15 protein-coding genes are annotated in these 21,461 nt (G+C 72.6%); 5 read left to right on the top strand and 10 right to left on the bottom strand.

All coding sequences use genetic code 11. The features are described from left to right. The first annotated feature begins 160 nt into the window (after positions 1–160). The 3 genes from ACIO92_RS32075 to ACIO92_RS32065 all read left to right on the top strand — a co-directional run bounded on the left by ACIO92_RS32075 (position 161) and on the right by ACIO92_RS32065 (position 4,382). Positions 161–844, top strand: a complete 684-nt coding sequence (locus ACIO92_RS32075; RefSeq protein ID WP_366445917.1) for a hypothetical protein — start codon at positions 161–163, stop codon at positions 842–844. Next, positions 841–3,951: an amino acid adenylation domain-containing protein gene (locus ACIO92_RS32070; RefSeq protein ID WP_402283918.1), complete on the top strand. Its 3,111-nt coding sequence runs from the start codon at positions 841–843 to the stop codon at positions 3,949–3,951. The genes ACIO92_RS32075 and ACIO92_RS32070 overlap by 4 nt, the downstream gene beginning before the upstream one ends. Positions 3,952–4,169: 218 nt before the next feature. Next, entirely contained in the window at positions 4,170–4,382 is a 213-nt protein-coding gene (locus ACIO92_RS32065; RefSeq protein ID WP_402283916.1) for a hypothetical protein, read from the top strand. Positions 4,383–4,461: 79 nt separating this feature from the next. Here ACIO92_RS32065 and ACIO92_RS32060 read toward each other — a convergent pair whose 3' ends face one another. From ACIO92_RS32060 to ACIO92_RS32025, 8 genes are all read right to left on the bottom strand, one after another. Then, the gene (locus tag ACIO92_RS32060; protein ID WP_366445914.1) at positions 4,462–4,716 is read right to left on the bottom strand and encodes a hypothetical protein; all 255 of its coding nucleotides are present in this window, start codon (positions 4,714–4,716) and stop codon (positions 4,462–4,464) included. A gap of 11 nt (positions 4,717–4,727) precedes the next feature. Next, complete coding sequence (locus ACIO92_RS32055) at positions 4,728–6,077, bottom strand: TRAP transporter large permease subunit (RefSeq protein ID WP_366445913.1); 1,350 nt, start codon at positions 6,075–6,077, stop codon at positions 4,728–4,730. 60 nt (positions 6,078–6,137) lie between these two features. Next, on the bottom strand, positions 6,138–6,851 hold the full coding sequence (locus ACIO92_RS32050; protein WP_366445912.1) for a substrate-binding domain-containing protein: 714 nt from the start codon (positions 6,849–6,851) through the stop codon (positions 6,138–6,140). A gap of 89 nt (positions 6,852–6,940) precedes the next feature. Continuing rightward, the gene (locus ACIO92_RS32045) at positions 6,941–7,579 is read right to left on the bottom strand and encodes a class II aldolase/adducin family protein (RefSeq protein WP_401242944.1); all 639 of its coding nucleotides are present in this window, start codon (positions 7,577–7,579) and stop codon (positions 6,941–6,943) included. Beyond that, on the bottom strand, positions 7,576–8,973 hold the full coding sequence (otnK, locus tag ACIO92_RS32040; RefSeq protein WP_402283913.1) for a 3-oxo-tetronate kinase: 1,398 nt from the start codon (positions 8,971–8,973) through the stop codon (positions 7,576–7,578). Before otnK ends, ACIO92_RS32045 begins: the two co-directional genes overlap by 4 nt. After that, entirely contained in the window at positions 8,970–9,668 is a 699-nt protein-coding gene (locus ACIO92_RS32035) for an aspartate/glutamate racemase family protein (protein ID WP_366445909.1), read from the bottom strand. The genes otnK and ACIO92_RS32035 overlap by 4 nt, the downstream gene beginning before the upstream one ends. After that, entirely contained in the window at positions 9,665–10,492 is an 828-nt protein-coding gene (locus ACIO92_RS32030) for a TIM barrel protein (RefSeq protein WP_366445908.1), read from the bottom strand. Before ACIO92_RS32030 ends, ACIO92_RS32035 begins: the two co-directional genes overlap by 4 nt. After that, the gene (locus ACIO92_RS32025) at positions 10,492–11,469 is read right to left on the bottom strand and encodes a phosphoglycerate dehydrogenase (protein ID WP_366445907.1); all 978 of its coding nucleotides are present in this window, start codon (positions 11,467–11,469) and stop codon (positions 10,492–10,494) included. The genes ACIO92_RS32030 and ACIO92_RS32025 overlap by 1 nt, the downstream gene beginning before the upstream one ends. Positions 11,470–11,652: 183 nt before the next feature. Between ACIO92_RS32025 and ACIO92_RS32020 the strand changes: the two genes are divergently transcribed. Beyond that, positions 11,653–12,333, top strand: coding sequence for a GntR family transcriptional regulator (locus tag ACIO92_RS32020; protein WP_366445906.1), 681 nt, complete (start codon positions 11,653–11,655; stop codon positions 12,331–12,333). An 805-nt stretch (positions 12,334–13,138) separates the two neighbouring features. On the opposite strand, the gene ACIO92_RS32015 is transcribed toward ACIO92_RS32020, so the two are convergent. Next, on the bottom strand, positions 13,139–16,483 hold the full coding sequence (locus ACIO92_RS32015) for a S8 family peptidase (protein ID WP_402283910.1): 3,345 nt from the start codon (positions 16,481–16,483) through the stop codon (positions 13,139–13,141). Between the two features lie 1,196 nt (positions 16,484–17,679). Between ACIO92_RS32015 and ACIO92_RS32010 the strand changes: the two genes are divergently transcribed. After that, a complete protein-coding gene (locus tag ACIO92_RS32010) occupies positions 17,680–19,272 on the top strand; it encodes an alpha/beta hydrolase (protein ID WP_402283908.1) in 1,593 nt (530 codons plus the stop codon). Positions 19,273–19,487: 215 nt separating this feature from the next. On the opposite strand, the gene ACIO92_RS32005 is transcribed toward ACIO92_RS32010, so the two are convergent. Continuing rightward, positions 19,488–20,750: a pyroglutamyl peptidase gene (locus ACIO92_RS32005; RefSeq protein ID WP_402283906.1), complete on the bottom strand. Its 1,263-nt coding sequence runs from the start codon at positions 20,748–20,750 to the stop codon at positions 19,488–19,490. Positions 20,751–21,461: the final 711 nt, after the last annotated feature.

Below are 21,461 nucleotides of genomic sequence, written 5' to 3'. Positions count from 1 at the left end.
GACAGCCCAGCGGCCAAATCCATTCGCCGTTCCATCAGCTGGAACGCCGCGCCTTGTGTCCAAAAGCCTTCACCGTTCCACCAGTTGGAACCTCCCGCCCGGAGTCCGCCCGGCCGGTTCTACGGTCGTGAGGAAACCTCTCGGACAGGAGCTGATCGCCGTGACCGATACCGCGACCCTCGACCACTACCTCCGTGAACACCCGCTGTGTGCCGACGTGATCTCCCGGCTGCCGGAACCGCCGGACGGCGCCGCCAACGACCTGGTCCGCACGGCCGGGGCCGGAGAGGACACTCCTCTGCACTGGGCCACCCTGATCCGCTGGGTCGACCAGTCCCTCGACCCGCAGGTGACGGGCTACGCGCTCGGCCTCTCGCGCTTCCCCCAGTACCCCGCCGCCGTCCCGTACCAGACCCTCGCCGGTGTCAAGCTGGCCGCCCGTCCCCTCTGGCAGGCGGCGGAGGAGGCGATGCGTGAGCTCGGCGCCCCCCTGCGGGAGGTGCCGCGGCCCAACGCGCGGGCCCTCGGGATGCCCTGGTACTTCCTGTGGCTCGGGGCGACCGCCAACGCGGCCTGCTCCGGCGTGGGCCTGTGGACCGGAATCCTCCACTGGTTCCAGTTCTCGAGCGCGATGGTGCGGATCTGCGACCGTCGCCCCGACCTCCCCCCGGAAATCCGGCGCGTCTTCGCCCGGTTCGAGACCTACCCGACCGAACTGATGAAGGCGTGCCTCGACCTCGGGGAGGGGGGACTGGCCTCCGGAGAGTCCGCCGACGACGCCCTCACGGCGGCGTACGTCGGCATCTCCAGCATGGACGCGTTCCTCTCGGAGTGTGTGCGGTGATCCCGGCGGCGGCCGCCGTCTGGGAACCGATCCACCAGCGGTTCGAGCACTGGGCCGAGACCGACCCGGACCGCATCGCCGTCGTGGACACCGGCCGGAGAACCACCTACGGCGAACTGAACCGGACGGCGAACGCCCTCGCCCGAGGTCTGCGGACCCTGGGCGCCCGGCCAGGGACACTGGTCGGCGTCACCGCCGCCCGCACCACCCCCGGCCTCGCCGCGATCATCGCCGTCCTCAAGTGCGGCGCCGGGTACGTGCCCCTCGACCCCCAGTACCCGAGACGGCGCCTGGACCACGTCATCGCCGACTGCGCCCTGCCGTTCGTCGTCGGAGAGGAGGAACACCGGCCGCTCCTGGAAGGCACGGGCGTACGGTTCGCCGCCACCGAGACCCTCACCGCCCTCGCCACCGGGACGGACGGGAACGGGGACACCGGCGCCAGGCCCGACGACTGCGCGTACGTCATCCACACCTCCGGCTCCACCGGCCGCCCGAAAGGGGTGGTGGTCCCCCACCGGAACCTGCCCCAGCTCTTCGACGGCGCCCGCCCCCTGCTCGGCTTCGGGCCCGGCGACGTGTGGGCCGCCTTCCACTCCTTCTCCTTCGACTTCTCCGTCTGGGAGATCTGGGGCGCCCTCGCCCACGGCGGCACCCTGCTCCTGGTCCCTCCCCTCACCGCCCGCGACCCCGAAGCCCTGTGGGACCTGCTCCGCGCCCAGCACGTCACCGTGCTCTGCCAGACGCCCACCGCCTTCCGCTCCCTGGTGAACCGGGCGGTCCAGACGGGCCACCCTCCGACCGGCCTGCGCCTCGTCGTCTTCGGCGGGGAGGAACTGCGCCCCGCCGCCCTCGCCCCCTGGTACCGCGGCTACGGCGACACGGGGCCCCGGCTGGTCAACATGTACGGGATCACCGAGACGACGGTCCACGTCACCGCGCGCCCGCTGAACCCCGACGACACCGCACGCGACGACAGCCCCATCGGCGTGCCCCTGCCCGGAGTCACGGTCCACCTCCTGGACTCCACCCTCACGCCCGTACCACAGGGCGCCGAAGGAGAGTTGTGCGTGAGCGGTTTTGGCGTCGCCGACGGCTACCTGCGGCGGCCCGAACTCACCGAAGCGCGCTTCGTCCCCGTCCCGGACGGTCCGACCGGTGCCCGCATGTACCGCAGCGGCGACCTCGCCCGATGGGACGGCGACGAACTGATCTACCTCGGCCGGCTGGACCGCCAGATCCAACTGCGCGGGTTCAGGATCGAGCCCGGCGAGGTGGAGGCCGCGCTCAGCACCCTGCCGGGCGTCGACCGGGCCTTCGTCACCGTCCGCCCGGACGACGGAGGCGAGGACGCGCTCGTCGCCTACGCCCTGCCCACCCCGCACTCCCGCCCCGAGCCCGGCGGGCTCCGCGCGGCCCTGGCCGGTCTGCTGCCCGCCCACGAGGTTCCCCGCGCCGTCGTCCTCGTGTCCTCCCTCCCCCTCACCGTCCAGGGAAAGGCCGACATCGAAGCGCTGCCCGACCCGTGGAGCGGTCCTTCCACCGTGATGGAGCCGCTCCAGGAGCCGAACCCCGGTCCACCGTCCTCGGAGCTCGCCCGCACTCCCGAGGCCCGCACCCTCGCGCGTGCCTGGCGCAAGGTCCTCGGCGTCTCGCGCGTACGGCCCGAGGACGACTTCTTCGCCCTCGGCGGCGACTCCCTCCACGCCGTCCGCGTCGTGGCCGCCGCCCGCGCCGACGGTCTCGGCCTGAGCGTGTCCCAGCTCTACGAACACCCACGGCTCACCGACCTCGCCCACGCCCTCACCACCACGCTCCCGCCCGCGCCGCCCGCTGAAACCACCCCCACGACGGACGTCCATCCCATCAGCGCCGCCCAGGCGGGCATCCTCTACGACTGCGAGGTGAGCACCGACCCCGGGCTCTACCGCGTCCTGGCCTGCCTCACCCTCAAAGGCACCTTCGACCGTACGGCCCTGACCGCGGCCCTCTCCGAGGTCTCGGCCCGCCACGAAGTGCTCCGCAGCCACTTCGCGCTCTCGTCCTCCGGCGCCGTCCAACGGATCTCACCCGATCCGACCGTTCCGCTCCAGGTGCACGACCCCGTCCCGGCCCCCGTGGACGGCACGGTCTGCGAGACACGCTGGCGGCGCGACTGGGCACGACGAATCAGCCCCTACCGGCCGCCGCTCGCCCACTGCCACGTCCTGCCGCACACCCACGGCGACACCTGGGAACTGGCACTCGTCGTCCACCACGCCATCCTCGACGGCTGGAGCCTCGCGCTGGTCCTGGACGAACTCCTCCACCGCTACACCGCCCACGTCAAGCGGCGCCCGACACCTCCCGCCCAGCCGCTGCCCGGCAGCTGGCACCATCTCGACCTGGAGCACGCCGCCCTCGCCGACCCAGCCGACCGCGGATTCTGGGACGGACAACTCACCGGAGCGGCCACCAGCCACCTCCTGGCCCCCGCCGCCGCATCGGAGCGAGCCGCATCCCGGACCAGCGGCTTCACTCTCGACCCCGCTCAGACCGACACCCTGCGCGACCTCGCCCGCGACCTCTCCGTCCCCGTGAAAGCCGTATTCGTGGCAGCCCAGCTGCGGGCGACGGCGGAACTGTCCGACACGGACCAGGCCACCGTCGGACTCGCCTTCCACCACCGGCCCGAGACCGAGACGGGCGCGGAAGCCGTCGGCATGTTCCTCGGCGTCCTTCCCCTCACCGCCCCCGTCCTCCCCGGTACGACATGGAAGCAGCTCATCACCGACGCCTTCGAAGCGGAGCGCACGGTGATGCGGCACCGCTGGACACCCCTGGCCGAACTGGCACGACGACAGAACACGCCCCTCTTCCACACCGTCGTCAACTACACCGACTTCCGGCCCCTGCGTCCCCTGCGCACCGGAAACCTCCGGCAGATCGGCGACTGGCTGCTGCGCAACCCCACCGCCTTCCCCCTCTACACCGAGATCCAGCGCCACGCCACCGACGGCCACTGCACCGTCGACGTCACCTCCCCCTCCCTCGGCACGGCCGCGCACGCGACCGCCGCCCGTCTGCACCAGGCACTGGGCGAGATCACCGCACTCCGTTCCCCTTGAACGGCCCCCACCGGCCTGACAGATATCGGGACGGCCCGTGCGCGCGGGGAGGCCGACCACGAGGTGAGCGAGGGCCGGGCGGCCACGGGTACTCGTCGGTCGCCGTCCGCCTTCCCGACGGACAGGACTGCTCCCGCACCCGCGGGGACGGCCCCCGTCCTCGGTGGCCCCGGCGACCAGTTGGAGAACGCTCGCCTCGACCTCGCTGCAGTTCGCTCATGCAGCCTGGAGCCGGAGGTCGAAGCCGTCGGCCCGGCCCAGGCGAAGCCCCGGCGTTCGCCTTCCTGCGCGACTCCCGCAGCGTCAAGGGCGCCGTCCCCCTCGACCAGGCGCAGTTCCGCTACGCCTTCGCCAACGCCGTGCCCGAGGCGGAATCCGCCGAACCGTTCGAGCGGTGGACCATCCCGGTGCCCATGACCTCGGCTGACTGACGGTGCCGGGCCGCCCCGCCCCTTCTCGCCAGGGACCGGGCGGCCCCTGCTCGTCAGGTACCGGGCGGTCCCGGTCGCGTCACTCCTCCCATTCCCCCGCCTTCTTCTTCCCCTCCTCCGTGTAGAGCAGCAGGAAGGCGAAGACTCCCGCCAGACCTGCCAGGACGCAGACGACCTCGGCGACGTCGGTGCCGAAGACCGTCATCGACCCGGCGGAGCCGATCGCGATGGCGACCGTCTGGCCCAGGACCACCACGATGCCGCCGAGCAGGAACAGCGCGACGAGCACGCGGGAGGCGTTCAGACAGACCGTGTACATCCTCGTACTCCTCATCCTCGTGCTCCTCATCCGGGAATCCATATCGCGCCCAGCACCATCAGCACGCCCATGACGTAGGAGGGCACGAGGTAGTAGAGCGTCACCGGAACGAAGATCCGCACCGGATTGATCGAGGCGATGCCCGCCGCCACGTACAGTGGTGCGGCGCCCGGTGGCGAGCAGCCCTCGGACGAGGCCCACACGATGATGGCGGCGAAGGCGATGTACGGCGGGACATCGGCCGCCGTCAGCGCGGCGAAGGCGACGGGCCCGACGGCCGCGAGCGTGGACGTCGTGTTGAGGGGGCCCGCGACCACCACCACGATCAGTCCGACGACGAGCGCCGCGACGATCTGCGGCACGCCCTCGAGACGCTCCAGATAGGGGGCGAGCTGTTCTCCGATCCCCAGGGCGTTCAGCACGTTGGAGGCGGCGAAGGCCGAGATCATCGTGACGCCGATCAGCCCGAGCCTGGGGCTGATCTCCGACAGGAGCGTCCACCACTGCCTGCCGCCGCGCGGCAGCGCCCGCCGCTCGACCACCAGTCCGGCGAGCAGCATCACCACCGGCAGCCAGACCAGCAGGGGCACGGCGTCGGAGACGTCCAGTCCTCCCAGCCGGTCGCCGATGAGGTCGCTGGTCGGCGACGCCGTCAGCACGATCGGCACCGCGATGGCGGCCAGGACGATCAGCGAGGTCCAGCCCGCCGCGAAGGACCGGCGCAGCGGATGGACGTCCTCCGGCGCCATCGCGCCCACGCCCCGCCGTTTGACGATGACGTACGCGATGACCAGCCGCATCGCGACCATCCAGGCGCCCACCACGAAGATCGTGCCGACGACGTCCTCCGCCCGGAGGACCGGCAGTACGGTCGGCGCGGCGAGGAGGATGAAGAAGGCCCCGCTGAACGGGAACGTGGCGCCGACACCGGCGTTTCCGGCGAGGACCAGTGCCGCGGTCTCACCGCTCGCCCTGGAGCGCTTCATCCAGGGGATGGTGATGGATCCGATGGTGGCCACGATCGCCGCGCCGTTGTGCGCGACGGCGCCGAAGAGACCGGCCGAGACCGTCGCCGCGTAGGCCGAGCCGCCCTCGCGGCGGCCGAGCAGGGAACTGAGGATGTCGATCATCCGCTGCACGAGCCCCGTTCTCGTCAGCAGTTCGCTGACGAAGACGAAGGCCAGGGCGGCGAAGGTGATCTCCGACTTCAGCCCCTCGACGAGGCTCTCCCGGGCGACGCGCGGCGCGTCCGCCCCGGCGAACGCGGCGCTGACGAGGAAGCCGATGACCATGGCCTCGCCGATGTTGCGCTTGACTCCCACGTTCCACACGACGATGGCGCCGATGAAGGCGACCAGCGCGAGTATCGCGTTCACCGGCGTCGCCCCCGCCCGGCGGGACGGAAGAGGGCGGGCGGGCCTCCGGCCGCGTACGGCTCAGCCCAGCGGCAGCACTTCCAGTCCGGCTCTCCGGTACGCATCGCCCGCCTCCTTCCCGGTGAGGAAGGCGTGCAGCGCGCGGGCCCCGGCCCGTTCGACGGCGTCGGTGCCCAGCGCCACCGAGAGCTCGGTGAAGTGCTGGGCCCCGTCCGGCAGCGGCCCCACCACCCGGGCCTCGGGCACGAACAGCAGTTCGCTCAGCTGCTGTACGGCCAGATCGGCCCGGCCGTCGACCACGGCCAGCGCGGTGAAGCCCTTCTCCACGACGGTGGCCCTCGCGTTCACCTCGTCCGCTATGCCGAGCCGCTCCAGCAGCCCGGCGAAGTGGACGCCGCTGGCGCCGGTACGGGAGTAGGCGACCGACCGGGCCGAGCGGAGCGCGTCGACCAGGGCGTCGACCGTGTCGACGGCGGGCGGTTCGGCACCGGGCGGCACGGCCAGACCGATCCCGACCCTGGCGATGCTCCGCACCGAGGCCGCGTCGATCACCCCCGCCCCGCACAGCGCCGGGAACGCGCCGGTCACTCCGACCATGACCTCCGGCCTGGCGCCCTCCTCGATCCTCCGGAGCAGCACGTTCGTCGGGTCGTAGACCCCGTCGACAGCGGTTCCGGTCTTCTCGGTGAACGCCGTGAGGATGACGTCGTCGAGGGCCTTCTTCACCGCCAGAGCGCTGAAGAGCGACACCGTGTGCGGTACTTCCGCGGACATCTTCGTCCTTTCGTCAAGGGTGGGGAACGGGCGCCGCCGGGGGAACGTCCCACGGTGTCCGTTCGGCTTGCCCGGGGTGTCTCGGGCTGTCAGGGGGAGGCGGGTCGCAGCGCGCCGCGCTGGGCCTCGGTCAGGGGACGGGTGGGCGCGCCGCGCAGCAGCAGGAAGAGCCTCGCCGTCTCCTCGATCTCCTCGGCCGCCTCCAGCGCCCGTTCCGGATCGGCGGCGGCGACGACCGGCCCGTGGTTGCTCAGGAGGAGCGTCGCGTGCTCCCGGGCCGCCGCCTCGACGGCCGATGCCATCCGGCTGTCGCCGGGGGCGAAGTACGGCAGCATCGGGAGGCTCACGACACGCATCGCGTAGTAGGCGGTCAGCGGCGGCAGGACATCCGCCCGGTCCACCTGGGCCAGGCACGAGACGGCCGCCGCGTGCGGGGAGTGGGTGTGCACCACGGCGCCCGCGCCCGGCCTCGCGCGGAGCACGGCGGCGTGCAGGAACGCCTCTTTGGAGGGCCTGGGACCGGACACATGGGCTCCGTCGGCGTCGATGACGGACAGTTCCCCGGCGCGCACGGTGGCCAGGCTCGACCCCGTGGGCGTCACCAGGATGTGCTCACCGGCGCGCACCGAGACGTTGCCCGTGCTCCCGTGCGTCAGCGAACGGGCGGCGACGGCCCGCGCGGTGACGACGAGGCGGTCCCGCGCGGCTTCGTCACCCCGGCCGCTCATGCGCGGTCCGCCGGGTCGGCGGGCGACGCGGAGGCGTCGAGGAGCAGGCCGGGACCACCGAAGTTGCCGGACTTGAGCAGCAGTGCCAGGGGGCGGTCGCCCAGGGGATGGATCCACGGCACCCCGCGCGCGGCCTCCGCGCCGACGTGCGCGCCGGTGACCCGGAGCGCGGCGACCACGGCGCCGGAGGTCTCGCCCCCGGCGGCGACCAGGCGGCGCACCCCCCTTTCGGCCAGCCCGGCCGCGATGAGCCCGGTCGCCTCCTCCAGGACGGCCGCCGACCGCTCCGCACCCAGCGCGCGCTGGGTCTCGCGCAGCCGCTCGGGGGCGGCCGAGGAGTACAGGACGGGGGCGTCACCGCCGACGGGCAGGGTGTCGTACCAGGCGAGCGCGGCACCGGCGAGCGCCACGGGATCCGGGATCGCCACCGCGTCCAGGTAGTACCCGGGCCTGCCCGCGTCCGTGAGTGCCGCGAGCTGCTCCAGGGTGCGGCGGGAGCAGCTCCCGCTCAGTACGGCGGCCGGTCCGCCCAGCGCCGTCCGGGTGTCCTCGGCCGCCTTCTCGCCGTCGGCCCCGTACCGCCCGGTGCGTCGCGTCCGGCCGGTGCGCTCCTCGGCGTACGCGTGCGCCAGGCCCGCGGCCAGTCCGGCGGCGCCCGCGACGAGAGGTGAGCCGAGGGCGGCCCGGCCGAGGGTGCGCAGATCGCTCTCGTCGATGCCGTCGGCCAGCGCGTAACGCGCGCCGCGCGCCCCGGCGACCGCCAGCGCGGCACGCACCGCCGCCCAGCCCTCCCGTACGGTCCGGTGCCCGATCAGGGTCACCTGCTCGCGGGTCTGGGCACGCAGCAGCCTGGGCAGGTACGAGTCCGTCATGGGGGTCACCGGGTGGTCCCGCATGTGCGACTCGCCGAGCAGGACGTCGTCCACGAAGAGACAGCCCTGGTACTGGGTCCGCAGATGCTCCGGCGAACTCGGCGTCAGCGGCACGGTGCCGGCGCCCGTGGCCTCGGCCAGCCGGTCGAGGACCGGGCCGATGTTGCCGCGCGGGGTCGAGTCGAAGGTGGAGCAGAACTTGAAGTAGATCTGCCCCGCGCCCCGTTCGCGCAGCCATTCCAGCGCGCCCAGGGAGGAGGCGACCGCGTCGGCCGCGGGCACCATCCGGCTCTTCAGAGCGACGACGAGCGCCTCGTGCTCCGGCAGCCGGGCCGTGGGGGAAGCCTGTCCCTCCTCGCCCGCGCCGTCCGGTACGCCGAAGAACAGCAGGGTCCGCAGTCCGGCGCGGCGCAGTGCCACGGCGACGTCCGTCGCACCGGTGAAGTCGTCGGCGATGACCCCGAGCGGTGCGGGGCCGCCGGTCCGGTCCGCCGGGTACCGGCCGTCTCGGTGTTCGGTCACAGGAGTCTCCCGGTGAGGGCGGTGCGCAGGGCGACGGCCGCGGCCCGCGGGCCGGAGACGACGGGTACGCCCAGCGCGGTGGAGAGGGTCGTGGCGGCGGGTGCCAGGGAGTACTGGGCGAGCAGGACCGCGTCGGCTCCGCCGATGTGCGGCAGGCAGGCGTCGCGCAGCGCGTCGGCCAGCGCGCGGGCGTCCCCCTCGCGGGCCGCGTCGAAGGCGTCGGGGGCGACGACGCCGACCGGCTCCGCCGCCGATCCCGCCGCCGTGGCGGCGGCCGAGAATCGGGCCACCGAGTCCCGCATCGCGGCCTCGAAGGAGGCGAGCACCAGCACCCGGCCGCCCTCCGTCGCCAGGGCCCGTGCCCGCTCGAAGGCCGCCGTGTCGGGTGCGAGGAGCGGGACCGGCGTCTCGACCGCTTCGGTGACCGGGCCGTACAGCGAGCAGGTCAGCAGGACTCCGTCGGCCCCGCCGGCCAGGGCGTAGCCGATGAGCCGGCGCATCCGTTCCATGAGATCCGCCGACGGCGGGCCGTCGTCCGGCGCGTCGGTCAGCAGCCGGTCGTCCAGCAGGTTCCAGGGCTCGGCCGCCGGGAACTCCTCGGCCAGTCCCGCGACCGCCGGGGCGACGGCCGCCGGGGTGGCGCTGATCAGCGCGATCCTCGGCGCGCGGCCCCGGTCCCTCCGTCCCGCGCTCATCGGGTCCCCTCCGTCGTGGTGACCGCCGCTCCGGCCTGTTCGGTGAGCCAGGAGAGGCCGTTGACCGTGCCGTCGGCCGGGCGGTACTCACAGCCGATCCAGCCCGGGTACGAGGCGTCCAGCAGCGCGCCGAAGACACGGGGCCAGGAGATCTCGCCGGTGCCCGGCTCCGCGCGGTCCGGCGGGTCGGCGATCTGGACGTGCCGGACCTGGGGCAGTCGCTCGCGGAGCGTCGAGAGGAGGTCGCCTTCCTGGACCTGTACGTGGTAGAGGTCCAGGAGCAGTCCGATCCCGTTCCCGTCGAGGGCCTCCACGACGGAGGCGGCCCGCGCCTGGGTGTCCAGCAGGAAGCCGGGCACGTCACGGCTGTTCTGCGCCTCCAGGACCAGGCAGATCCCCGTGCCCCGTGCCCGCTCGACGGCCCAGCCGAGATTGGTGACGAAGGTGGCGAACGCACGGTCGTGGCTGACGTCGGCCGGCCGCACACCCCCCAGCACGTGCAGGAAGTCGCAGCCCAGTTCGGCCGCGTAGTCGAGGCCGCGCTCCAGGTCGGCGCGGAACCGGTCGGCGTAGCCGGGCAGACAGGCCACGCCTGCCCGCTCCGGTGAACCGGGCTCGCCCATCGGTGCGTTGATCAGCACCTGGTGCAGTCCCGCGTCGTCGAGGCGCCGACGTAGTCGTGCGGCCGGGTACGGGTAGGGATCGGCGTACTCGACGGCGGTGAATCCGGCGGCGGCCGCGGCGTCGAAGCGTTCCTCGAAGGGGACTTCGGTGAACAGCCATTTGAGGTTGGCGTCGAAGCGCAGTCCGTTCGGCGTCCGCATCAGCGTGCTCCGGCGTCGGTGTCGGCGTTCGCGCGGCCGGGGTCGACCAGGTGCGCGGGGGTGCGGCCGGCGAGCAGGTCGATCACCTGTTGGGCGGCCATGGCGCCGGACCTGGCACGGGCCTCGACCGTGGCGGCGCCGATGTGGGCGGTCACCAGGACGCTGTCGAGAGCGCGCAGCCTGCTGTCGGCGGGCAGCGGTTCCTGCTCGGTCACGTCCAGCGCGGCGCCCGCCAGTCGGCCCGCCTCGACCGCGTCGGCGAGCGCCTCCTCGTCCACGACCCCGCCCCGGGCGGTGTTGATCAAGTAGGCGTCGGGCTTCATCCGGCGCAGCGCCTCGGCGTCGATCAGATGCCGGGTGGTCTCGTCCAGGGAGATGTGCAGGGTGAGGAAGTCCGCCTCCGCCAGCACGCCGTCGAGGGGCCGGGCCTCGACTCCGGTCTCCTTCAGGAAGTCCTCGTCCAGCCAGGGGTCGTGGGCGACCACCCGTATGCCGAGGGCGAGTGCCGCGCGGGCGACGGTCTTGCCGATGGAGCCGAGACCGACGACGCCGAGCGTCGCGCCGTGGAGTTCCCGCCCGCTCTGCTGCGTCCACCCTCCGTCGCGCACGGCGGCGAGGTTCTGCGGGATGCGCCGGGCGCAGTTCAGCATGAGCGCCAGGACGTGCTCGGCGACGGAGACGCGGTTGGTCCCGGGGGTGACGGTGACCGCGACGCCGTGGCGGGTGGCCGCCGCGACATCGATGTTGTCGTAGCCGACGCCGCAGCGGCTGAGGATCTTGAGTCCGGGGGCCGCTTCGATGACCTCGGCGGAGAAGGGGTCGGTGCCCGCGACGACGCCCTCCACGTCCGCGACGCACTCCGCCAGTGTGGTTCCGGCGGCCTCCCGGTCGGCGCGCCGGGCGAAGACCGGCTCCAGACCGGCCTCCCGCAGCATCCGGTCGACCGGGCCGCCGGGTTCCAGATAGGGCGTTGTCACGAGTACACGGGGCGCACGTTCCTCGGGGGGCTGTGTCATGGGGTCCTCTGCGTTCTGCGATGGCACGACCAGTGGAGATCGAAAATATAGTATAGGATTTTGTAAAACGCTATAGCGCTGTTCATGGAGGAGTGATCGACAAGGAAGGGCCCGCGTTACCATCGAGCGACGAAGGAGACTCGCATGGCTACGCGCCCGTCCGATCGGCAACCCTTGGCCGACCAGATGTACGAAGTACTGCTCGGGCAGTTCATGGACGGCCTGTGGTCACCCGGCCGGCCGCTCAACATCGGCGCACTCTCACGCGAGCTGAACGTCAGCCAGACCCCCCTGCGTGAGGCACTCGCCCGGCTCGAACACACCGGCCTGGTGCACCGCGAGGCGCTCAAGGGCTATCGCGTCGCCCCGCTCTTCAGCGAGGCCGAACTGGTCAAGCTGATGGACGCGCGCCTGGTCCTGGAGCCGACGCTCACCTACGAGGCGGGCCGCAGGACCACCCCCGAGTTCCTCCAGGAAGTCGCCGACAGCATCGAGGAACTGCGCCGCTGCGCGACGGCCGACGATTCGAAGTCGGTGCGCGCCTACCTGTCGGCCGACGAGCGCTTCCACTTCCTGATCGCCAAGCAGTCGGCCAACCCCTTCCTGGAGGCGGCGTACCGCTCGCTCAGCGGCCATGTGCAGCGCTTCCGGCTCTTCACCGAACTCGGCGCGTCCGACGCGGAGTCACCCGCGCGCGACCACACCGCCGTCTACGACGCACTGGCCGCGGGGGACGCCGAGGGCGCCGCCGACCGGATGCGCCAGCACATCGAGAACGCGAAGGCGCGCGCACTGAAGGACCGTCAGGCCGTGGCGGGCGACTGAAGCCACCCCCTCCGGCGCCGCGCGCCACCGGTCCGCGCCGGGCACGGGCGGCGTGACCGTCGCGGGGCGTGACCGTCGGGTGGCGCGGGCACGGCCACGCGCCTGTGCCACCTCGCGCCCGCACCGGCGGCTTCCCCGACCGCGCCGAGGACTCCCCGACGCACGCACCACGCGCCTCCAGGGCCGGACCGGGGTGCCACCGCGTGAGCGTGTCCTCGCGCATCGACCCGCCCCGGGACGAGGGCAGGGCGTTCGTCGGACCCCTGGATGTTCTCGACCGCGCCGGTGCTCGTCTCGGCTGGTCCGGCCGTTCGTACGCTTGTCCACGGGCGGCGGTGGTACCTGCCCCGCGCGCCATGGAGGGGGAGGCGGACAGGCGGAAGAGGCGGCCTGCCGACCGGGCGCTCGTCTACTTCCTGCCGGGCGGGGTGTGCGGTTCCCGCGCGGCCCTCCCCGCGTCGGTCAACCCGCGCCCTGTGCCTACCTCACGCCCCGGGGCCACCGGTACCGCTGCGGTGCCCCTGACGAAGGCCTTCAGGGGGTCGGGGGAGGGGCTGTCCGGGTTGCGCCGATCAGGCACCTTTCGGCGGTGCGGTGCTGACTACGCTGGGTTGGACTCCCACATCCGCGACAGACCGGGTTCCGCTTGGTGCGCCAGGGGCGGTCGTGGCTGCGGTCCGGCATCCGGGCAGAAAGCGGAAGGCCCGCCGGAACCGAGGTTCCGGCGGGCCGCCCCGAGCCGTGACGCACCTGATCGTGTCCCGCCCCGGTCACGGGGCGTCAGCCGGTCCGGCTCAGTGGTGCCTCACTTGCCGAGGAAGGCGTTGTGGACCGTGATCATCGACTGGTTGTCCTGCTTGTCGGTGACGACGGCCTTCAGGGAGACCGTCTTGCCCTTCTCCGGCGCGCGCACGGTGATCTTGCCCGCGCTGACCGGGACGGACTGCCAGGTCTGGCCGTCGTACGAGACCTGGACCTGCAGCGTCTTCAGGTTGGCACCGGCCGCCGCTCCCTGCACCACGACGGGGAAGGTCTGCTTGACGCCCGCCGGAGCGCTGGAGTCCAGCGCGAGGTTCGGCTGGAAGCGGACCGTCGAGACCGGCAGCTCCACCGGGGCGGTGGCACTGCGGGCCGAGGTGAAAGTCCACGAGGCGTCGATCCGGGTCCCGGTGCGGCTGTGCTTCGGGTCGCGGTTGACCGTGGTCGCCACCGTGTACTTCGCGGACTCCGCGGGCAGTGTGAAGCTCTCCCGGTCGACGGCGCCGTCCTTCTGCGCGTACAGCACACCGTTGCGGTGGACGGTGGTGGTCGCACTGGTGTAGCGGGCGATGCCGTAGTGGCCGGCCCCGTCACTGACCATCGTGAACGCGCCGTAGATGTCGTCGCCGTCGCGGACGATCCTCTCGCCCGCCCCCATCCGCGGCCCCAGCACACCGACGTTGACGTTCCTGGTGTGCGTCGTCCCCGGCTTCAGCTGGGGCTCGGTGCCGAGGAGGTAGTCCACGTCGATGGGCCGGCCGCCGTCGGCGTCCGCCTCGCCCAGCACACTCGCGAGGAAGCTCCAGCTGACCCCGTCGCCCGTGCTCACGTACAGCTTCTGGGTGCCCGGGGCCGGGTGGGCGGGGTAGTGGTCGATGAAGCCGCCCGCGTCCGGCAGCGAGCCCTCCGCCGAGAGACCTCCGGCGAGGCCGGGCGCGGACGCCCCGAAACTCACCTTGACCAGGGCCAGATCCTTGGCCGCGTAGACCTTGTCGTAGCCGGTGGCCAGCTCCTGGACCATGCCACCCGCGAGGGTCTGGTAGACGCTGGTGCCCCGCTCCCAGCGGGCCGACCACTGCTGGGTGAGGCTGGCGTCCGCCCCCAGCGAGCCGTGCCGCGCGGTGCGGACGTTCTCGAAGCTCCGCGCGTCGAAGCCCTGGGCGAACCCGCCTTCAGGCGTCCCGACCGTGTAGAACATCCCCACGCGCGTCTGCTGCGCGGCCGCGTCCGGCACCTTGACCGTCACCGGCCGGGTGGTCCGGGCGTCAAGGGTGACGGTGGTGGGCCCGGTCACCGAGAACCGCGGGTTGTGGATCAGGTCGAGGCCCTTCCGCGGGTTCGCCGGGTCGACCTGCATGTCGGCCTGCAGGTTGTAGGTACCGCGCGGCATCCGGACCGTCGCGGAACCGGACGACAGATCCGGGAGGAACTGCCGTTCCTCGGCGAGGCCCTGGTAGCCGAACAGATCGGCCCCCCAGACGGCGCCGGGCGCGTCGGCCCGTCCCACCGTGTTGAAGGTGACGTCGTACGACTCGACCTCACGGTCCACCGTGGCCGGAGTGCGCACGCTCTGACCGCCCCCGGACGCGACGACCGTGGCCGAGTACGAGCCGTCGACCGCACCGCCGATACGGGTGTCGGCCGTCAGGTCCACCGAGGTGGTGCCGCCCGCAGGGACCGTGATCCGCTGCGCCCCGAGGGTGAAGAACCCGGCGGGCGCGGGCTGCCCGTCGGCGCCGGTGGGCGCCGCCAGCGACAGGTCGAGCGTCACATCGGCGGTGCCGCTGTTCCGGTAGGTGACCTGCTTGGTGGTCGGCGTGTCGTCGTTGTGGGGCCACTGCTGGCGGCCCAGGTGGACCGGGCCGCCCTCGGAGAAGACCGTCTGGTCGATCGCCCGGTCGACGGAGAGCCGGCCCGCGCCCTGCTCGAAGACCGAGTGAGTGCCGCCCTTGGCCGAGCCGGTCAGGGCCGCCTTGAGCTGTGAGCCCGTCCAGGCGGGGTTCTTCTGCTTGAGGAGCGCCGCGGCGCCCGCGACATGCGGGGTCGCCATCGACGTGCCGTCCAGGCCGACGTAGCCCGGCGGGTTCTGCCCCGGGGTGCCGGTCGCGGCGGCGGCCGAGATCCCCACTCCCGGAGCGCTGATGTCGGGCTTGATCGCGTGGTCCTCCTTGCGGGGACCGAGCGCGGAGAAGGGGGCGAGCTGGTCGTTGTCGTCGACGGCGCCGACGGTCAGGGCCGCTTCGGCGGTGCCCGGCGAGTTGACCGTGCCCGGGCGCGGTGCCGGGAGGTTGCCCGCGGCGACGGCGAACAGGACGCCCTTCTCCGCGGAGACCTTGTTGATGTGGGCTTCCAGCGGGTCGATCCCGGGGCGGTCGGCGCTGCCGAGGCTCAGGTTGACGATGTCGGCGCCCTGGGCCACGGCCCAGTCGATCCCGGCGATGGACTCGGAGTCGCTGCCGTAGCCCCAGTCGTCCAGCACCTTGGCGCTGATCAGCTTCGCCCCGGGGGCCACGCCCTTGAAACGGCTGTCCTTCGCTCCCGTACCGGCCGCGATGGAGGCGACGTGCGTACCGTGCCCGACCCGGTCCACGGTGTCCGGGGAGCGGCTGAAGTTGCGTGCCGCCGCCACCCGGCCGGTCAGGTCCGGGTGGGTGTCGTCGATACCGGTGTCCAGGACCGCGATCTTCACACCGGTGCCGTCGAGCGAGCGGCCCCAGGCCGCCGGGGCGCCTATCTGACCGGTGGAGCGGTCGAGCGACGCCTTCCGCACGCCGTCCAGCCAGATCTTCGCGATACCGGAGGTCCTGGCCGCCGAGCCGTCGCCCTGGGGACGGGTCAGGGCGTCCCACAGCGACTCCGTGCTGTCGGTGGCGCTGGTGACGGCATCGGCGCCGAGGGACGACAGGGTCCGGCTGACGGTGGTGCCCTCGGAGGCCCGCACCTCGGTACGGGCGGACTCGGCCGCCGCTCCCCGGTAGCCGACGATCACCTTGAGCCCGCCCTGGTAGGCCTTGCGGCTCTCCGGCTCGGCGAGTCCGGTGACGTCGAACAGTCGCTGGTCGAGCGTGCCGTCGGCGACCAGCCGCCGGGCGTCACGCGGCATCACATAGGTACGTCCTTCGTGGACCCGGGTGAAGAAGGGGATGTCCTCCCTGCCCTTGGCCCGCTCGATGCCGGCGACCCGGCCCTTGGAGTCCACGAGGACCCGGTCGCCGGTGATCAGGACGACGGTGTGCACGGTCCTGCCACTCGACCCGGCGCTCTTGACGCCGGCCGGTGACGCGGTGTCCCGACCGCCGCCCTGTGCCGACACCGGGCTGGTCATGCCCGCGGTCAGGGCCACGGCGGCGGCGACAGTGACCGCGTACGCCTTCTTTACTGGTTTGCGCAAAACTCCCCCTGCTCAGGAGTGAATCGGGCGGGCGGGGGCCCAGCCCGTGCGGGGGCGTATTCAGATACGTGTACGCCCCGGATTCCCGAAGTATGCCGAGGCCGCTCCGGCGCACTCAATGACCGTCTCGTAACAGGAACTTGACCAAATGAAGACGTCCTCCAGATCACACGCACAGCCCGGATTCCTGACACATGTGGACATGTGAACGTGTGGACCTGGGAATATGGGGGCGGAAGGGGCGGGTCGCCTCCTGCGTCGCGCTCCGCTCGCACCACGGTGAGTACCCGTCAGCGGCCTTGATGACAGGCTCACTTGCCGCCATGCCCGGCCGTGAGTCGTCATGCGACGCACGCGTGATCCGGCACCGCACCCGCCTCACGGCCGTCTCACGGTCTGCTGAAGCGTTTGCAGTTCGCCGTTTGCTTTCGGCACTTCGATGTCTCGCCGAGGCTCGCCGAGGGGAGCGCGGAGGCGGGGCCCGGCCGGGCCACCGGTGGCCGTCACTCCACAGAGCCCGTTCCGGCCGTTCGGACGGGCCCGCCGCCCCGCCGCTGGCCGAAAGGGAATCCGGCCGGGGAAGGTGCCCTCCCGCACACTGGGGCGCGCCGACGGCACGGCCGTACCCGGCGGCAGGCGTCAAGCTCGATCGAGCGACGGTCACCCTGCCGGACCTGCCGGACCTGCCGGACCCGTACGCCCCAGGTTCGGGAGACGGACGTCCGTGAGTTCCGCTTCCCAGTCGATGGTGGTGCCGATGAGGGGCGCGGCGACGATGCGCTCGAGAGAACCCGTGCCGTCGAACGGATGGGCACCGGGGCCGTGAATCCGGGTGCTGACGTGTTCGACGCCTCAGTGGTGCGGGTCGAGATCGCAGTCATGCGGGACGTCGGCCGGGCGATGGCCGGTTCGGATGCCTCGGGCCCGTAGCCAGGCCGGTTCCAGGGCACTGACCGCCTCACCACCGGACGTCGGCCCCGCCCCGCAGGCCCCGTCGCGCCGCGACCGCTTGGGTGCGGGGGACCCTCCGGTGCCGGGGAGGGACAGCCGCGAGCGTGTCTCTCCCCGGGGCAAGTCGCTTTTCCGAACTCGCTTGTCTCATAGGGCAGTTAGCCTGGCTGGCGATCCTGCGGTCCGTCCCTCCTCCGGACCATTGAAGAGCGCCATTCACCATCCCAGCGAACGAAGGCACTCCATTGCTCCTGAGACGACGAACGATCTCCAAGACGGCCTTGGGGCTCGCGGCGGTACTCACCCCCACGCTTCTCGGCACCACGGCGGCGGCCACACCCGCGGCCCGCCCCGCTTCGCCGGTGGCCGCCCCGGCTCACACCCCTGCCACCGCGCACTCATTGGTCTGGCGGAGCTGTGGCAACGACGTCCCCGCGACCGTCGAGTGCGCGACCCTGAAGGCGCCTCTCGACCACCGCAAGCCGGGCGGCAGGAAGATCGATCTGGCGCTGTCCCGGATCAAGGCCGCCGATCCGGCCAAGCGCCGCGGTGTCCTCCTGTTCAACCCGGGTGGCCCCAGCGCTTCCGGGCTCTTCTATCCCCTCGCGCTCAGCGGTCTCCTGCCGCAGTCCGTGAAGGACCGGTACGACCTGATCGGATTCGACCCCCGAGGAGTCGGCGCCAGCACTCCTCTCGCCTGCGGGACGAACAGCGCCGACGAACGGAAGACGTACCGGCCCTACAAGGACGAGACGTTCGCCAAGGACGTCGTGTGGGCGCGAGACATCGCGGAGAGGTGCCGGAACCTCAACGGGGAGACGCTCCCGCACATCAGCACCCGCAACACGGCGCGTGACATGGACGTCATCCGCACGGCCCTCGGCGAGCGGAAGATCTCGTACTTCGGGCTGTCGTACGGGACCTATCTCGGTTCTGTGTACACCCAGTTGTTCCCGCGGCGGGCCGACCGGTTCGTCCTGGACAGCGCGGTCGACCCCGAGCGGGTCTGGCGGAGCATGGCACAGTCCTGGGCGGAACAGGCCGAGATCACGTTCGACCGGTGGACGGAGTGGACCGCTCGCAACGCGGCGCGGTACGGACTCGGTGACACGCCCGCCGAGGTCGAGAGGCTGTTCCGGGACATCGTCGCGCGCGCCGACCGGGAGCCGCTCGACCTGGGCGGAACCAGGTTCGACGGTGCCGAGATCCGCGAGTACATACGCTGGGAGATCAGCCATCCGCCGGTCGCCGCCCGGACCCTGGGGCTGCTCCGGGACGCCGCCGAGGGCAAACCCGTCCCGGCCTTCCCGACCTTCGTGCCCACCGACAACGAGCTGGCGAGCTACCTCGCGATCATGTGCGGTGACGCGAGCTGGCCCACCGACCCGGCCGTCTACCGGGCCGACTCCCGGCGCGACAGCGTCCGCTACCCCCTGTACGGCGACTCCGTCTCGAACATCTTCCCCTGCGCCTACTGGGACCGCCCGCTCGAAGCGGCCACCGAGGTCGACAACAGAGTCCCCGCGCTCATCGTCCAGAACGAGTGGGACCCGCAGACCCCTCCGGCCGCCGCGCTCGGCCTGCGCCGGGCGCTGAAGGGTTCCCGGCTCGTGACCGTGGACGAGGGGCAGGGTCACGGCGTGTACTCGCTCGGGATCAGTGCCTGCGCGGACGGTCTCGCCACGACGTATCTGACCACCGGCAGGCTTCCCTCCCGGGACGTCACCTGCGCGGCGGACCAGCACCCGGCGGCCGACTCCCGTCCGGTGACGCCGAACCCGAACCCGAACCCGAACCACGCCCAGGCACCGGCCCGCCTCCCTTCCTCCGGCCGCTGATCCCCCGCACCTGGATCACCCGGGAGGAGCTCACGTGGGCGCGGCCGGGGCGATGGCGCGCTCGGCCGCACGGCGACAGGGGAGGGAAGGACACCCTGGAGGAGGCGGGCCCTGTGTCGGGGTGGGTGTTGTACGCGTGACGGGGCGGTGTTCCAGGGAGGGGAGGAGCACCCCGGGCGGGCGCCGCCCTTCGCGGCGTCCGCCCGGGGCCGTCCTCAGGACGAGGCGGCCACCCCGATCACGGCGCGGACCTGCGCGATGATGTCCAGACGGTTGCGGACGAACTCCGGGTCGGTGACCGTGCCCGTCGCCGGGTCGGTGTTGTCCGCGCCGAACTGGAGGACCGGGGTGTGGACATGGCCGCCGGGCAGGCCCGGCAGGCCGAGCCGGTCGCGCAGCAGCGTGGCGCGGTAGGCGATCTCGTTGGAGAGGTAGTTCCCGCCGCCGCCCGCGCGGGCGGCGGAGCCCGCGGTGGGTCCGTCGGCACGGTTGACCGGCGTACTCGCCCCGGCCGGAACCTCGGTCACCGTGGTGTTGTCGTACACCGGGAACCGTCCGGTGTCCGCCGCCACGATGGCCCGGTACGGGAGGGTCGTCGTCGTCCACTGGGGCTGCGTGGCCGGGTCGGTCACCGGGACCGTCTCCGTACGCGAGAGGTTCTCGTTGTCGGGGAAACCGCCGCGCCAGGCCCCGTTGTGGCGCTCGATGTCGAAGCGGCCGACGCGCCCCTGACTGACCGTGGTGAACAGGTCCACCTTCGGCAGGTGGGCGCGCAGCGTCCGCTCCACGCTCCCGTCGGCGAAGTCCTGCCAGCGGACGGGGAAGACGGCCGTCTCGACCCGGGCGAGGCCACCGTCCGCCGTACGGATCAAGGTGCCGTCCAGGGCCAGCGCGGTGGCGCCGGAAGGGTTGCTGATCCGGGTGTCCCGGTCCAGCGTGAAGGGGTCGAAGCCCGTCATCAGAACCCGCTTGACGGCCTTGTTCTTCTTGCCCTTCCCCGGGTAGCGGATCGAGTCCTGGCCTCGCGAGGACCGTTCGAGCCGGTCGAACAGGCGGGCCCGCGCGGTGTCGTCGAGGGCGAACCCGGGCTGCCAGGAACGCAGTTCGCGGGTCATCCCGAGCCGTGCCCAGTACAGCGGCCGGTCGTCGTCCCGGCTGAGATCGCCACGGGCGGGCCCCCGCCCCTGCGCCCGGTCGACAGCGCGTTGCCACAGTCGGGCGCCCTGGCGCTCGACGGTCCGCTCGGCCTCCCGGGAGGAGTCCGTGTCCGCCAGCGCGTCCGCGAACTCCCGCGCGACGGCGTCGAACCCGCTGCGGCGCAGGATCTCCTGGGGTGCGGCCCGGTCCAGCCGGGCCTCCTCGACGGTGACCGGGACGGTGCCCGTGGCCGGGTCGGTGGCCGAGGCCGGCGGTGTTCCGAGGACGAGCGCGGTACTGGCCAGGGCGAGACCGAGCGAGACAGGGCGTATCCGTGGCACGGGGGTCCTTCCGTCGGGAGTCCGCGAAGTATCCCGGCTCCCTCCCGGCCCCGCAACCAGGTGACCGACCCAGCTGCCCCACTCGCCTCAGCGGCCCCTGTCCCGTGGTCGAGTGGGCGGAGCGGGTTCGTCCGTGGCCGGGGCGGCGGTGATGCCGGTGAGGGCGGAGGCCCGGGGCCGTCGGCGAGACGGTCCGACTCGACGCGCTGATCCGGCGGGGAACGCGCGGTCGTGGCTCTCCGTAGTGGTGCTGCCCGGGGCCGGTTCCTCCCTGGGAGCCTCGCCCGTCTGGTGGAGGTGGTCAATCATGGTGTCGGTGTGCTTCACCCGCTGGGGCATCGGGAATGCGGGGGGCGGGGTGCGGGAACCGGCCCTCTGGTGCAGGTGTCGGCCGGGTCTCGGGGGAGCGGGGGCCTGTCCGGGGTCTGTCCGGGGTGGGAGTGGTGTCCGGTGTCGGGGGTGTGGGTGGGTCTAGGTTGTCCGGGCATGGGTGTCGATGGTGATGGCGGGCCGGGAGTGTTCATTGCGCGGCGTCGTCTGGTGCGGGCTGGGTGGGGAGGGCTGGCGGCGTTGGCGGCGGGGCTGGTGTGCGGGCCGTCGGCGGCGTCCGGCGTGTGGTCCGGACCGGTGGCCGCCGTCGTGCCGAGGCCTTCGGGGCCGGTGCGGGCGTGGCGGGAGCTGTCGGAGGGGAACGTGCGGTGGCGGACGTTC

This window comes from Streptomyces sp. NPDC087215, assembly GCF_044744885.1.
In the GTDB taxonomy this organism is placed as follows: domain Bacteria; phylum Actinomycetota; class Actinomycetes; order Streptomycetales; family Streptomycetaceae; genus Streptomyces.
Note: the sequence above shows the minus strand (reverse complement) of the source record. Positions and strands in the feature narration are given on the sequence as shown.